Origin of the sequence: Corynebacterium sp. 5QC2CO, assembly GCF_024580435.1 — a bacterium.
GTDB lineage: Bacteria > Actinomycetota > Actinomycetes > Mycobacteriales > Mycobacteriaceae > Corynebacterium > Corynebacterium jeikeium_D.
Map to the genome: position 1 here is coordinate 297,334 of NZ_JANIKI010000001.1, position 14,259 is coordinate 311,592.

A 14,259-nucleotide genomic window follows, 5' to 3' on the forward strand; every position below is an offset into this window, starting at 1 on the left:
GAAGTGGGAGAGCGGCGGTTGTTGTCGTGTCGGGGGAAATTTCATACATGCGCAGGAACGCAAACATGGAGAGAGTCAGAATTAAAAACCCACCGCGGTTTATGCCGTGGATCTATGGGCTGGTCATTGTCATAGCCATTGCCATCAGTCTGGTCGCTGCGGTGGTCTTCGGCTCGGCGGATATCACCTGGTCCACCACGACACAGGTCATTTCGCATCACCTCTTCGGCACTGAGCTCGATGGATCTGTGCCCGCCAGTTCGGACACCATCATCTGGAACCTCCGCGCTCCCCGGGGAATTCTCGCAGCGATAGTAGGGGCGGGGCTAGCTGTCTCCGGTGTGGCTATGCAGACATTGGTCCGTAACCCGTTGGCAGACCCGTATCTGCTAGGTATTTCCGCGGGTGCCGGCGCCGGTGCGACCGCGGTGATCATCTTTGGTGCTTTCTCCGGTAGCCCCATCGCGCCGCTGACATTCGGCGCACTCCTCGGTGCAGTCATGGCCACCCTCGCAGTCGGCGCCTTCGCCACGGCCGGGGGAGGACTAACCCCGCTGCGTTTGGTGCTCTCTGGCGTTGTGCTCTCCGCTGCGTTTTCCGCGCTGAGTAGCTTCATGGTCTTCGCTGGGCCAGACCCGAGGGCCGCGCAGTCCGTGATGTTTTGGATGCTGGGCTCGGTTGCCGGTGCGACATGGATGAAGACACTCTTCCCGCTCATCGTCCTCATCGCAGTACTGTTGTTTTTCCTGTTCAAAGCCCGTCATCTCGATGCGCTGGCAACTGGTGAGAGCACCGCAGCGGCCGTAGGTATTGACGTTTCTCGGCTACGCACGCAGGTATTTGTGCTCCAGGCTGTCCTCGTCGGCACGCTCGTGGCGGTATCGGGCGGTATCGGGTTTGTCGGCCTGGTGATTCCGCACTTGACCCGCATCTTGGTAGGTGCCACGCACCGCGTTGTCCTACCGGTTGCTGCACTCATGGGTGGGCTGTTTCTCATCTGGGTGGACATCATCGCGCGCGTAGTGGGCGGAAGCCAGGAAATGCCGCTGGGCGTGGTCACGGGACTGGTTGGCGCACCGCTCTTCCTCTACCTCATGAGCCGCTCGCACTACAGCTACGGAGGTGCCGAATAAATGAGCGCCCCACAAAAATCTGTCCTCTCCGCGAAAGATGTGCGCTGTGACATCGCCGGACGCACCATCGTCAGCGGAGTCAACCTCAGCTTCGGAGCGGAGCCCATGACCGCCATCATCGGTGTTAACGGCGCGGGCAAATCCACGTTGCTGCGTGCGCTCGGCGGAATCACGAAACCGGCCGCGGGCGAGGTCGAGATTAACGGCACATCAATGAGTTCAATCAGCTCGAAGCACCGCGCCCGCGATCTGGCTTTCGTCGCACAAAACGAGGTCCCACCCGCCGAAATGCGCGTGCGTGACTTTGTCTCCCTCGGTCGGTTGCCCTACCAGCGCCTTTTTGGTGGCAACACTGCCGAGGACAATTCCCACGTCGACCGCGCATTGGGGCTTGTAGGTCTGGAAACAGTCGCGCAACGCCTGTGTGGGCAGCTCTCGGGTGGGCAACGTCGTCGCGTATGTCTGGCGCGCGCCATTGCCCAGGACTCGCCGATTATGCTTCTCGACGAGCCCACCAACCACCTCGACGTGCGCCATCAACAATCCGTCCTCCGGCTGGCCCGCTCCAGCGGAGCGTGTGTCATTGCCGCCATCCACGACTTGGACCTGGTGATGAACCACTTCGACCGCGTCATCGTGGTCGCGGACGGCGGTATCGCGGCCGACGGCATCCCCGTAGACGTGCTGACCCGCGACTTCGTCGCCAAAATCTTTCAGGTTGAATCCTGTCAGCTCAATTCCCCCTCTGGCCGCCGTCATCTCGCAATCGATAGCGAGCTGGATGCTGCCACCATCAACTAGGAGTACTCCCTTGAATAACGCACATGCTTTCCGACATCCCCTGCGTGCCTCAGCAGCTGGTATCGCAGTGGCTGCACTGGCATTCGGAGCTGCCGCCTGTGGCTCTGATGAGGGAACGCAGGCTTCGTCGTCAGGCCTTACCCTCACCAACTGCGGTGAAGAAGTCAGCTACCCGGGTGTAGCTAAAAAGCTGCTTATCAACGACGGTAATAGCGCCTCGCTGGCGCTAGCCGTGGGGGCCGCGGACGAGATCACTGCAGTGAGCTCTATGGCCTCGCACCTGCCGGTGTTGACCGCAGCCTACGGCGATGAAATTGCGCAGAAGCCAGAAGTTGCGAAGGAATACCCGAATCTGGAGCAGGTTATTGCGGCCGAGCCGGATGTGATGCTGGCGGGGTGGGGCTATGGATTTAGCGAGGACAAGGGCATTACCCCGGAATCGCTTTCCGAGCACGGTATCGGCGCCTACACCCTGACGGAATCTTGCCGCACTGGTGACGCAGCCTCGGCGGGCAAGGAAGGCAGTGGCGACCCGGGGCGCACTCGTGGTCTGGTGGACCCGTGGGAAGCCGTCAAAATCGATTTGAAGAACATCGCTACTTTGACCGGACACGACGGTGAGGGCGACAAGGTTATTGCAGATATTGATAACCGTCTGCAAGCTCTGGATGCCGCGCCAAAGGGAGATAAGAAGCCGGTGGGCTTCCTCTTTGACTCTGCCGGTGAAGCACCGTTTACCTCGGGTTCTTTTGGTGCACCGCAGGGCATCCTGGAAAAGGCCGGTGCGACGAATGCAGCCGAGTCTATTAAGGACACCTGGACTACGACCTCCTGGGAGCATGTCGCGGAGATGAATCCTGACTTCATCGCGCTTGTGGACTACCCGGGCCAGACATTCGAAGAGAAAATCAAGGTGTTGCGCACGAATCCGGCAACGAAGGATCTCGAGGCAGTCAAGGAGAATCGCTTTATCAATCTTCCATATGCCATGTGGACGGAGTCTCCGCTGAATGTCGATGCCGCCGAGTACGTGCGCAAGGCACTCGAAGAATATGGTCTTCTGCCGGCATCGGAGGTGACGACGAAGATGGAGCTGCCATCCGAGTTGCCGGGGCAGGAGTACCTGCAGAAGTAGTTTTGACCAAGGCTGTCAAGCACGAACTGACTAACGCGACTAAGGTGGGCATCATGCGAATTGCGACCCTTACCTCCGGTGGAGATTGTCCCGGTCTGAATGCCGTTATCCGTGCAATTGTCCGTACTAGCTCGAGCGAGTACGGCTCAACCGTCGTCGGTTTCGAGGACGGTTGGATTGGTCTTATGGAAGACCGTAGGGTTCAGCTTTATGACGACGAGCGGATTGACCGCATGCTGCTGCGTGGCGGCACGATGCTGGGCACCGGCCGTGTGCACCCGGACATTCTCATGTCCAACCTCGACCGCATCAAGGAAAATCTCTCTGATGCGGGCATCGATGCCCTGATTCCAATCGGTGGCGAAGGCACGCTGAAGGCCGGTAAGTGGCTTTCGGACAATGGGGTGCCGGTCGTCGGTGTTCCGAAGACCATTGATAATGATGTCAACGGTACGGACTACACCTTCGGTTTCGACACGGCTGTGGCCGTTGCCACCGACGCGGTTGACCGTCTGCACACCACCGCGGAGTCCCACCAGCGTGTCATGATCGTTGAGGTCATGGGCCGCCACGTGGGCTGGATCGCTTTGCATGCGGGTATGGCCGGCGGTGCTCACCACATTGTCATTCCGGAAAAGCCGTTCGACATCAACGAGATTGTGAAGTCGATGGAGCGCCGTTTCCAGATGGGTGAGAAGTACGGCATTATCGTTGTCGCTGAGGGCGCCACCCCGAAGCCGGGCACCATGGACTACGAAGAGGGCGGTGTCGACCAGTTCGGCCACCAAACCTTCAACGGCATTGGTCAGGTTATTGGTGCGGAGATTAAGAAGCGCACCGGGTACGACGTTCGCACCACGGTACTGGGCCACATTCAGCGTGGCGGTACGCCGACTGCGTACGACCGCGTGCTGGCTACCCGTTACGGTATCCATGCGACCCGTGCGGTCCACGAGGGAGATTTCGGCAAGATTGTTGCTCTCCACGGCGAGGACATTCAGCGTATCGACATTGATGATGCGGTCTCCGAGCTAAAGGTTGTACCTGAGGGGCGTTACCGCGCAGCTGCTGCGCTGTTTGGCTAAATGCGTTGGTTAAGCACGCGTTGCTAAACATTTAGGAACATCTTCATAACAAAATAGGCGTACTGCCCGGATTGGTGTGTCAATCACCAGTCCGGGCAGTATGTTTTATAAGGTTCCAGTTTTTTGAAAAAAAGAAATATTATTTAGGATTTTCTCGCTATGTGGAAAAGAGCCACAACAATTGCAATGGCCTTTGTCGGCCTAACTGTCGGTGCCGGATTCGCCTCCGGCCAGGAAATGATGCAGTACTTCGTGGCATTCGGTACCAACGGACTGTGGGGCGTGATACTTGCCTCCGTCGTGATGATTGCCAGTGGTCTGGCGGTACTGTCAATTGCCAGCTATTTGCAGGCTGACGAGCACTCCGAGGTCTTCGACGTAATCACCCGCAATTGGGTCTCGAAGATTTTGGATATTGCCGTGATGATCACGCTGTTCTGTACCGGCTTCGTCATGTTCGCCGGTGCCGGTGCGAACTTGAACCAGCAGTTCGGACTTGAGGTGTGGATTGGTGCCGTCATCATGGTGGCGCTGACTTTGGGTGTGGGCATGCTGGATGCCGACAAGGTCAGCCGCGTGATTGGCATGATCACTCCATTCATTATCGTGTTCCTGCTTGGTGCAGGTATCTACACTTTGTTCACCAACGACACTTCGATGTCGGAGGCCGCGCAGTACACCAATGAACTGTCGACATCGCTGCCGCACTGGTCTATTTCTGCCCTGAACTATGTCGGTTTCTGTGTGATGGTGGCCGTTTCAATGTCGATTGTCATCGGCGGTAGCTACCTGAACCCCCGCGAGGCCGGTATCGGTGGTCTCATGGGCGGCAGCATCTACGCAGGTCTGCTGACCCTGGTGACCTTTGCCCTCTTCTTCAAGGTCAAGGACGTTGGCCACGAAGATATGCCGACCCTGGCAATTGTCAATGAAATCCACCCAGTTCTGGGTACCGTGATGGCAATCATCATCTACGCCATGATTTTCAACACCGCCATCGGCATGTTTTACGCGCTGGGTCGCCGTCTCACGCGCAATACCCCGCACCGCTTCCGTTTGGTGTTTATCGTGACCGTGCTGGTTGGTTTTGGATTGAGCTTCTTCGGTTTCAAGGCTCTGGTTGGCTCCATCTACCCGGCCCTTGGGTATGTCGGTATCGCTCTCATCGTGGTTCTGTGTGGTGCGTACCTGACTGGTCGTAACAAGCTGATGGAGGAGTCGAAGCGTCGCGGTCGTATCCGTAAGCTCGCACGCCGAAAGATGCACCCGAACAAGAAGTTCACCACCGCCGATCAGAAGAAGCTCGATCGTGCTTTGGCTAACTCCAACATTTCCAACGTCGACCTTCAGGAAAGCGTTCGCGATGACATCGTCGAGGAACTGGTCAGCGACGATAATGTGAACTTCACTGAGGATGACGCCGAGCGCATCGTAGAAAAGGATAATGAGCGCCTGGAGAAGCTGTCCGAAATTGAAGAAGCTTCCGATGAAGAAAATCCTCGCGAGACCGCGAAGGACTCCTTCCCAGGCGAGACCACAGCCACTGCGCCGAAGAAGCTGGCCGGACAGACTAAGAACGCATTCAAGCGCGTGGCTCACCCTAAGCCGAAGAAAGAAAACTAACTAGCGCGACTGGGCAGCTCGAAAATCTAGGAAGCTCGAAAATAGAAGGCATCGCACCGGTAGGGAAGGGCGATGCCTTCTTCGTATGTGTGTCCCAAGTGCTCGTGGAGATACCAGCGCAAGTTCGCCTCCACTTTGGCGCGTGTGGCGGGCTTGGAACGAAGCCAATAGGAACGGGTCCGTGCCAGCAACACGATGTCCTCGATGGTCAGTGTCTGCTCCCACGCCAGACGTACCTCATCGACTAACTCCAACTCCGGACCAACTTCAGGGTAGAAGCCGGGGCGCAACACGTCACCGGCATGCATGATGCGGCTGAGCCGATGCACCCACGGTACGGAGACATCCAAGGTGTTCCACACCAACATAGCTACACCATCGGTGCGTAAAACCCGCGCAAATTCTCTACTTGCAGCTGTCGGGTCCACCCAGTGCCACGTCTGCGCGCACGTTGCCACATTGACACTGTCGGACTCCAGTCTCGTGCGCTCCGCAGTACCTTCTAGGCATTCCGCCGCTGGCACATTGTGCCTCAGCGCTTGCCGCATCGCGGTGGAGGGATCGAGTGCCAGCAGGGTGGCATCGCGGTAGACGTCGGCAAGCGAGGCGGTGAGCTTTCCAGTGCCGGCGCCGATATCGGCGACTACCTGTGGGCGCGGTGCAAGGCGGGTAAGCGCTTCGATGACGGTTGGAGGGTATCCGGGGCGCACGCGGTGGTAGCCCGAGGCGCCGTCGGCGCTTTCTTGCAGGTCGTCGTCGAAAGTAGCGCCTGCGCGGTGGCGGTCAGCGGTGTCGCGGAACGTTGGCGTATCGCGTGCTGACGTCGGTGGAATCGGTGGGTGTTCGTTAACTCCGGGCACGACTTATACCCTAGGGCACGCACGCGGGGCCATCGCTAGTAGACTCTACAAACATGACCGCTGCATACGCTGATGACTTGATGGACTTTGATGAGGTCCTCGAACGTTTTGACCCGGTAATGGGCATGGAGGTTCACGTCGAGCTCTCGACGAATACCAAGATGTTCTCCTCCTCCTCGGCCAACTTTGGTGCCGAGCCGAATAGCAACGTCGATCCCTGCAGCCTCGGCCTGCCGGGCGCGCTTCCCGTGGTTAACCGTCAGGGCGTTGAGTGGGCCATCAAGATTGGCCTTGCACTGAACTGCGAGATTGCTGAGTCCTCCCGCTTCGCGCGCAAGAACTACTTCTACCCGGACCAGCCGAAGAACTACCAGATTTCGCAGTACGACGAGCCAATCGCCTACGACGGATATCTTGACGTTCAGCTTGACGACGGCACGGAGTTCCGTGTCGAAATCGAGCGCGCTCACATGGAAGAAGACACCGGCAAGCTGACGCACTTGGGCGGTGCCGATGGTCGTATTCACGGCGCCACGCGTTCGCTGGTGGACTGCAACCGCGCAGGTATTCCGCTGATTGAGATTGTGACTAAGCCGATTCTCGGTGCAGGGGAGCGAGCCCCAGAGGTTGCTCGTGCGTACGTTTCTGCACTGCGTGACCTGGTGAAGTCCCTCGGTGTCTCCGATGCCCGCATGGACCAGGGCTCGATGCGTGTGGACTCCAACGTTTCCCTGCGCCCAATTGGCCAGGAGGAGTTCGGTACTCGTACCGAGACTAAGAACATCAACTCCCTGAAGTCGGTTGAACAGGCTGTTCGCTACGAGATGCAGCGCCAGGCTGCTGCGATTACCAATGGCGAGGAGATCGTTCAGGAAACCCGCCACTACCAGGAGACCGACGGTACGACTTCTAAGGGCCGCCCGAAGGAGTCGCAGTCGGACTACCGCTACTTCAACGACCCGGATTTGCCACCGGTGATTGCTCCGCGTGAGTGGGTGGAGGAAATCCGCGCAACTCTGCCGGAGCTGCCGTGGGTTCGCCGCGCTCGCATCCAGGAAGAGTGGGGTCTGAAGGACGAGGAAATGCGCGACCTGGTTAACGCCGGCGCACTCGACCTGATTGTCGACACCGTCGAAGCCGGTGCCGGCCCGGCTGAGGCTCGTTCCTGGTGGGTCGCCTACTTGGCGCAGAAGGCCAACGAGGCAGGCGTGGAACTGGCTGAGCTCGCGATTACCCCGACGCAGGTTGCACGTGTGATTGCTCTGATTGAAGACGGCAAGCTGACCAACAAGCTGGCTCGTAAGGCCGTCGACGGTGTCCTCGAGGGCGAGGGCGATGTTGATGAGGTCGTCGCCGCCCGTGGCCTGGAGGTTGTTCGCGATGACGGTGCTATTGAGAAGGCCGTCGACGATGCACTGGCTGCTAATCCGGACATCGTGGAGAAGTACCGTGCCGGCAACAAGAAGGTTGTCGGTGCCATCGTGGGGCAGGTCATGAAGGCCACCCGCGGCAAGGCAGACCCGGCTCAGGTCAACCAGCTGATCGCGAAGAAGCTGAGCTAGCAACACCCAGCTAGCCTCCCTGAAAGCTAATCCGGGGAACCGCCGGCGGCACCATCGCTCGGCAGTCTGACGACGCGCTCGTCAGACTCCGACGGTTGTGCCCCGGCGGTTTTGTTTGTCGTGGCACCCCAAACTTCAATACCCTGATTCGCTGCGACAGCTGCTACATGCGAGATGTGGCCGAAGTCGCCGTCGACAAGCACCTCAGGGGAACCCTTGACCTCCCACGCCGCGTCGGGCCCACTGTACTGTGGCCCCACCGGCATGGAGATGACCTTCTGCGCGTCTGGGATGGCAATGACCACGCGGTCACCCATCACTGCGCACCCACCGATGGAATCGTTCAGGTCCACACCGCCGAGGGGGTTAATCACAGGGCCGGTGAGCTGAACCAGCTGTGGGGTGCCGTCGAGAATGGCGGTTGCCAACGGCGGCATTCCTTCAGGACCATGGCAGAACTGCTGAAACTCAATGCCGGGATCCCCCACGAGCAATTTGCGCGGGGACAGGGCGCCCGAAGTTCGGTCAAAATAGATACCGAGAATGCCCGGCTCGCTGAGGTCCGGAAGTTCGCGCACATCAGCGGTGCCGCCCTCCACGAGGGTGACGCGCGCGATGGTGTCGTCGTCACGCAAAACAAAGACCTGGCGGTCCTCTTCAACCGAGGGACTGGGCAGCAACTGTTTTGCAGGGGCGCCGAGCCGTGCGACCTCACGCGGTGTCTTACCCGGTGCGACAACGGTGAGCGCACCGTCATCGGTGGCGACGAGAGCCTCCCCAGGGCCGATTGCAGCTAGCGCGGTGGTAAGCGGTAAGCAGGCGGCGAGAGTGACATCGTCTAGGTCGCAGGGACCTTTGTCTTTGGCTTTGTTTTCCGTGGTTGGGACCGGGGTAGAGGGCAAATCAGGGGAGGAAAACTTCGGCATGGCAATGCCCGTCGGTTCTGACTTGTCTTCCGTAAACGGTAACTCAAGCGCGTTCGAGGCACTCATGCAGCCGGAAAGAGAGACCATCCCGACGACACCAGCAGCGAGCGCAGCACGACGACGCCGCCCGCGAGCGCGAGCCTGTGCACTGCCGGTGTGGACGAGGTGGAATCCCATAGGCATACACAATACAGCCTCGTTTCACGGCCACGCCTGCGACCAAAAGTGAGGCAGTAGTTTTAATGTGGACGATGTGAGCGACTCAGAGAAGTACCCGAACGACCGCGCCCTCGAGAATGTGGAGGACGGATTCGATGACGATCTCGACGTCCCGACCTACCGCAAGCTCGCTGAGCCAATGAACGAAGAAACCAACCGCGATGACAGCGACAACACCGCAACGCAGATTTTTCCGGGTGTGCCGGAAAAGCGCGTAGAGGAGGAGCCGGAGGCAGGCCAAGAAGACCTGACTCCGGAACCTGCCGCTGCATCAGAGACAGTGGCAGAGACAGAGGTCGAGCCGAGCTCGGAACCGGAGCCTGAAGTTCAGGATGAGCCGAAGAAGCGCTACGACGCCTACGCCGCCGCAGGCCGCACGGCACCTCAGGTGATTAGCCCTGCCGGCAAGCCTTCGCCGCGGGATGAACAGGCTGAAACTGAATCAGCGCCCGCGGCCGATAAAGAGTCGGAGGTAGCCCCAGAGTCGGAGGCAACCGAAATCTTTGAGCAGCCGGCTCGTAGTGAGCACGTTGATTCAGACGAGGATTTCAGCCAGCCGACGCAAGCCTTCTCGGCTTCTGAAGCGGCAGCAGCGTCCGCAGCGGGAGCTACTGCGAATAAGTCGGAAGCACAGCCAGTATTCGACGATGAGGCGGAGTCGACCTATGACTCCTCACGCAATTCCGCAGCTGAGACTCAGTATTTCGATGGATCGGATTTCGCTGAACCGACTGCGTCCCGCGATACCGCCGGTGCAGCTGGTGCCGCTGGTGTTGCAGGAGCAGGCGTAGGAGCTGCCGGGGCAACTGCTGCTACGACTACCGCCACTGCTGACGACGATGAAGACACGGATTTCTACGACGACAACGAACCGGAGTCCCGTCGCGGCACCACCGACTTCGGTCTCCTGCTGCTGCGCCTTGGCTTGGGCGCGCTGCTGCTGGTCCATGGCCTGACAACACTGCTCGGCTGGGGCAACTCCGGTGGCACCACTGCGCTGGAGACACAGTTTAGCCAGAACAACTTCGCCCTCGGCCCTGTGATGGCCACTGCCATCCCAACGGTTCAGCTCATCGCGGGTGCCCTGCTCATCCTGGGGCTCGCGACACCGCTGGCCGCGGCGTTGGCGCTGGCATTGTCCGCCTACCTCAGCATGTTTGATGTGGCTACCTCAGCCAATGGCGTGAATATCGTCGGCCAAGACTCCAGCAACCTCCAACTACAGCTGTTGATGACCGCCATGGCACTTGGCTTGCAGTTCACCGGCCCGGGCCGCATCGGCATCGACTTCGGACGCGGCTGGGCTCGTCGACCACTGGCATCGTCTTGGATCTTCGGAATTCTGTCCATCGCCGCAGCAGTTGGCCTGTGGTGGCTGACGACCGGCACGCTGCCGTTTATTGGCTAAGGCGGCTCGCAGCTACACAAACAGTCGAGCGACCTAAACTAGGTTCTCGGTTAGGGCCGGGGTACAATGCCCCCTATGCCAAAGTCGAGACACGCACTAAAGACCACCCTCGCGGTGGTCTTTTTCATGTCTTCGATAGGCGCTACAACGTCGATTCACTCACCCTCGACAGCCGCTGCCGGCGAGCACAATGAGGTTGCAGCCTCCGTCTCGTCGGCAAGCGCCTGGCCGACTCATGGGGTGAGTCTGCCGCGTATGAACCTCAACGCCGAAGGGTTGATCGAGACTGACCCGCGCACGCAAATGGCGGTGAGCTACGAGCCGGTGGGCGTGGGGTACAGCAGCCAGGCATCGCAACGCCCGCTGCCGGCGCTATCCCTGATTAAGTTGTATATCGGTCAGTATGTGCTCGAACACGGCACTGCCGACGATGCCGAGCGCGTCGAGAAGATGATTTCGCGTTCCGACGACGATTTGGCAGCCGACTTCTACCGGAAGTACCCGGAATCGGTCGATTCCATTGCGACCGAGTACGGCCTGTTCAACACTTCCGGCGGAGAAAAGTGGGGAGTATCGAGGACTACCGCGGAAGATGTGGTGTCTTTTATTTCCCAGCTTCGTCTGAAGCATCCTAATTCTGAGGTGCTCGAGGCGATGCGACACTGGTCGCCGATTGCTGCCGATGGCTATCGACAGAATTTTGGTCTTGCCGGGCTGCCCGGCTCTGAAGGCGCGAAAATGGGCTGGTCCAACCGGCGTTCGTGGCACTCTTCCGTTGTTTTTGGCCCCGGATATGTAATGGCGGCCATTACCGAGGGCGGCAAATATGCACACACCGAGGACGTCGCTGAGGGGATTGCCGACGTCGAATACCGGGATTTGGTGAAGCCTACGCAGAAGACTGGGCGCAAAGCCACTCTAGAAACGCAAAAGGCCCGTGCGGTAAGCACAGGCCTTTAAACGGGGTTGATTTAGCTAGTCGACAATGCGGACCGCGCCCTTATCCGCACTGGACGCCATCTTGGCGTATGCGCGCAGCGCCTTGGAGACCTTGCGCGGACGCGGCTTGTGCGGAGTAAATGGCTTATCGCGCTTGAGCTCCTCATCGCGGCGAGCGGCCAGCTCCTCGTCGGACACCTGAATCTCAAGGCGTCGTTCAGCGACATCGATGTACACCGGGTCGCCGTTGCGGACGAGACCGATTGCGCCGCCGGCAGCGGCCTCCGGGGAAACGTGGCCGATAGACAGTCCGGAGGAACCGCCGGAGAAGCGACCATCGGTGACCAGCGCACAGACCTTACCCAGGCCAGCGCCCTTGATGAATGCGGTCGGGTGCAGCATTTCCTGCATGCCCGGGCCGCCGGAAGGACCTTCGTAGATGACAAAGAGAACTTCGCCCGGCTGCAAGGTGCGGTTCAAGATGACCGAGACAGCCTCTTCCTGGCTCTCCACGACGCGAGCGGTGCCCTCGAAGTGGAACTGATCCTCGCCGATACCGGCGGTCTTCAGGACAGCGCCGTCCTCGGCGATATTGCCGCGCAGGACACACAGACCGCCTTCCTTGGTGTAGGCGTGGTCGAAGTCGCGGATGCAGCCATTTTCGGAGTCCGTATCCAGGCTCTCCCAGCGGTTGGACGTGGAGAACGGCTCGGTGGTGCGGACACCGCCAGGGGCTGCGTGGAACAGCTCAATCGCTTCGTCAGTGGCCTTGCCGCCGCGGATATCCCAGTTGTCCAGGTGCTCCTCCAGAGATGGGGAGTGAACGGAGCGGACATTCATTTGCAGCAGGTCCGCGCGGCGCAGTTCGCCGAGGATGGCTGGAATACCACCGGCGCGGTGGACATCCTCCATGTAATAGTCCGAGTTCGGTGCCACCTTGGACAGACAAGGCACGCGGCGGGAAATGGCGTCGATGTCGGAGAGGTCGAAGTCGATCTCGCCCTCCTGTGCGGCAGCGAGAATGTGCAGCACGGTGTTGGTGGAACCGCCCATGGCAACGTCGAGTGTCATTGCGTTGACAAAGGCATCGTGGTTGGCGATGTTGCGCGGCAGCACGGACTCGTCACCATCGTGGTAGTAGCTCTTCGCCAGGTCCACAATCAGTTCACCGGCGCGCGTGAACAAATCGCGACGCGCCTGCTGAGTTGCCAGGGTAGAACCGTTACCCGGCAGGGACAGGCCGAGGGCCTCGGTCAGGCAGTTCATCGAGTTTGCGGTGAACATACCCGAACACGATCCGCAGGTCGGGCACGCCGAGCGCTCGATGTCGAGCAGGTTCTTGTCATCGACCTTGTCGTTCGCGGATGCAGAAATAGCCGAGATGAGGTCAGAGCCGGGCTTGACGACGCCATCGATAACAACCGAAGATCCAGATTCCATCGGCCCGCCGGAAACGAAGACCACCGGGATATTCAGACGCAGAGCCGCATTGAGCATGCCCGGCGTGATCTTGTCACAGTTGGAAATACAGACCAATGCGTCAGCGGTATGAGCGTTGACCATGTACTCGACAGAGTCAGCAATAATCTCACGGGACGGCAGCGAGTAGAGCATGCCGTCGTGGCCCATCGCAATTCCGTCATCGACAGCAATGGTGTTGAACTCACGGGGGACACCACCGGCTGCGGTCACAGCTTCTGCGACGATGTCGCCAACGTCCTTTAGGTGCACGTGACCCGGAACGAACTGAGTGTAAGAGTTTGCAATTGCGATAATCGGCTTGCCGAAGTCGCCATCGGTCATGCCAGTTGCGCGCCATAGCGAACGCGCACCTGCAGCATTACGGCCGGCAGTGGTGACTTTAGAGCGAAGGGGAATCATGGGGGCTGCCCTTCCTAGATAGGGTGCAAGGTAGTTAATTATCCATATTAATCACAAAAAGCCCCTAATGTCTCATTTCGTGGTCACTAGTGTCCGCATAATGAGATTTAGGGGCTTTGTGGACTGCTTATATATTACTCGGCAGAGGCGTCACCTTTAGTCTTGGCACCTTTAACCTTGGTGCTTTTGGCCTTGGCATCAGCCTCAACCTCACTGGCCTTCTTCATTACGGAGTAGCCATCGCGGTCAAAGACCTCGACCTTGTCATTTTCCGCCATGCGAGCCGAAGTAATCGGATCCGGAATCAGACCGCCGGTGGCTTCCTTCAACTCGGGCAGTGAATTAAACGAGATGGCCGGCAGAGCGATACGCTCATCTGACTTGGTGACCGCAAAGGCTCGACCGCCCTTGTTGAAGAAGATGCCTGCAAAATCACTCCAGGGCACCGAACGACGCTGGGACAGTAGGTAAACCGCAGTGATGCCGCGTGGCCCCACGGTGGTGCGTACTCGGAAAATCCAAAGCGTATAAATCAACGGTGCCAGGAAGGTAACGGCCAGCCACGGGGTAAAGCCGGTGGCAATTACACACAGCACGACCATGAACGCAACGATGAACAGATGCGTCTTCTGTGGGCGAAATCGCTGCGTCGCAATTTTTGGCTGTGGAGTCGAGTCAGTCATGGCC

12 protein-coding genes are annotated in these 14,259 nt (G+C 59.2%); 8 read left to right on the forward strand and 4 right to left on the reverse strand.

The window, feature by feature from the left end; genetic code table 11:
* The first annotated feature begins 65 nt into the window (after positions 1-65).
* From NQ014_RS01380 to NQ014_RS01400, 5 genes are all read left to right on the forward strand, one after another.
* Positions 66-1,133 carry a FecCD family ABC transporter permease gene (locus NQ014_RS01380; RefSeq protein WP_373467690.1) on the forward strand — a complete coding sequence of 356 codons (1,068 nt, stop codon included), beginning with the start codon at positions 66-68 and terminating at the stop codon, positions 1,131-1,133.
* On the forward strand, positions 1,134-1,934 hold the full coding sequence (locus tag NQ014_RS01385) for an ABC transporter ATP-binding protein (protein WP_257073205.1): 801 nt from the start codon (positions 1,134-1,136) through the stop codon (positions 1,932-1,934).
* 10 nt (positions 1,935-1,944) lie between these two features.
* Positions 1,945-3,069: an ABC transporter substrate-binding protein gene (locus tag NQ014_RS01390; protein WP_257073207.1), complete on the forward strand. Its 1,125-nt coding sequence runs from the start codon at positions 1,945-1,947 to the stop codon at positions 3,067-3,069.
* Positions 3,070-3,122: 53 nt separating this feature from the next.
* Positions 3,123-4,154, forward strand: a complete 1,032-nt coding sequence (locus NQ014_RS01395) for an ATP-dependent 6-phosphofructokinase (protein ID WP_042389253.1) — start codon at positions 3,123-3,125, stop codon at positions 4,152-4,154.
* 159 nt (positions 4,155-4,313) lie between these two features.
* Positions 4,314-5,777: a hypothetical protein gene (locus NQ014_RS01400; protein ID WP_257073208.1), complete on the forward strand. Its 1,464-nt coding sequence runs from the start codon at positions 4,314-4,316 to the stop codon at positions 5,775-5,777.
* 26 nt (positions 5,778-5,803) lie between these two features.
* Here NQ014_RS01400 and NQ014_RS01405 read toward each other — a convergent pair whose 3' ends face one another.
* Positions 5,804-6,637: a class I SAM-dependent methyltransferase gene (locus NQ014_RS01405; protein ID WP_257073209.1), complete on the reverse strand. Its 834-nt coding sequence runs from the start codon at positions 6,635-6,637 to the stop codon at positions 5,804-5,806.
* A gap of 53 nt (positions 6,638-6,690) precedes the next feature.
* Here NQ014_RS01405 and gatB point away from each other — a divergent pair, with 53 nt between their 5' ends.
* Positions 6,691-8,199, forward strand: a complete 1,509-nt coding sequence (gene gatB / locus NQ014_RS01410) for an Asp-tRNA(Asn)/Glu-tRNA(Gln) amidotransferase subunit GatB (RefSeq protein ID WP_257073211.1) — start codon at positions 6,691-6,693, stop codon at positions 8,197-8,199.
* A gap of 26 nt (positions 8,200-8,225) precedes the next feature.
* Here gatB and NQ014_RS01415 read toward each other — a convergent pair whose 3' ends face one another.
* The gene (locus tag NQ014_RS01415; RefSeq protein ID WP_257073212.1) at positions 8,226-9,302 is read right to left on the reverse strand and encodes a glucose dehydrogenase; all 1,077 of its coding nucleotides are present in this window, start codon (positions 9,300-9,302) and stop codon (positions 8,226-8,228) included.
* A gap of 76 nt (positions 9,303-9,378) precedes the next feature.
* Here NQ014_RS01415 and NQ014_RS01420 point away from each other — a divergent pair, with 76 nt between their 5' ends.
* Entirely contained in the window at positions 9,379-10,752 is a 1,374-nt protein-coding gene (locus NQ014_RS01420) for a DoxX family membrane protein (RefSeq protein ID WP_257073214.1), read from the forward strand.
* A 75-nt stretch (positions 10,753-10,827) separates the two neighbouring features.
* Complete coding sequence (locus NQ014_RS01425; RefSeq protein ID WP_257073216.1) at positions 10,828-11,712, forward strand: hypothetical protein; 885 nt, start codon at positions 10,828-10,830, stop codon at positions 11,710-11,712.
* 15 nt (positions 11,713-11,727) lie between these two features.
* Here the strand turns inward: NQ014_RS01425 and ilvD are convergent, their stop codons facing one another.
* A complete protein-coding gene (gene ilvD, locus NQ014_RS01430) occupies positions 11,728-13,572 on the reverse strand; it encodes a dihydroxy-acid dehydratase (RefSeq protein WP_257073217.1) in 1,845 nt (614 codons plus the stop codon).
* A 134-nt stretch (positions 13,573-13,706) separates the two neighbouring features.
* Entirely contained in the window at positions 13,707-14,255 is a 549-nt protein-coding gene (locus NQ014_RS01435; protein WP_257073218.1) for a PH domain-containing protein, read from the reverse strand.
* Positions 14,256-14,259 lie beyond the last annotated feature (4 nt).

Coding starts and splice junctions, on each gene's coding strand:
- NQ014_RS01380 (WP_373467690.1), top strand. CDS start 66: ATGGAGAGAGTCAGAATTAAAAACCCACCGCGGTTTATGCCGTGGATC.
- NQ014_RS01385 (WP_257073205.1), top strand. CDS start 1,134: ATGAGCGCCCCACAAAAATCTGTCCTCTCCGCGAAAGATGTGCGCTGT.
- NQ014_RS01395 (WP_042389253.1), top strand. CDS start 3,123: ATGCGAATTGCGACCCTTACCTCCGGTGGAGATTGTCCCGGTCTGAAT.
- NQ014_RS01400 (WP_257073208.1), top strand. CDS start 4,314: ATGTGGAAAAGAGCCACAACAATTGCAATGGCCTTTGTCGGCCTAACT.
- gatB (WP_257073211.1), top strand. CDS start 6,691: ATGACCGCTGCATACGCTGATGACTTGATGGACTTTGATGAGGTCCTC.
- NQ014_RS01415 (WP_257073212.1), bottom strand. CDS start 9,302: ATGGGATTCCACCTCGTCCACACCGGCAGTGCACAGGCTCGCGCTCGC.
- NQ014_RS01425 (WP_257073216.1), top strand. CDS start 10,828: ATGCCAAAGTCGAGACACGCACTAAAGACCACCCTCGCGGTGGTCTTT.
- ilvD (WP_257073217.1), bottom strand. CDS start 13,572: ATGATTCCCCTTCGCTCTAAAGTCACCACTGCCGGCCGTAATGCTGCA.
- NQ014_RS01435 (WP_257073218.1), bottom strand. CDS start 14,255: ATGACTGACTCGACTCCACAGCCAAAAATTGCGACGCAGCGATTTCGC.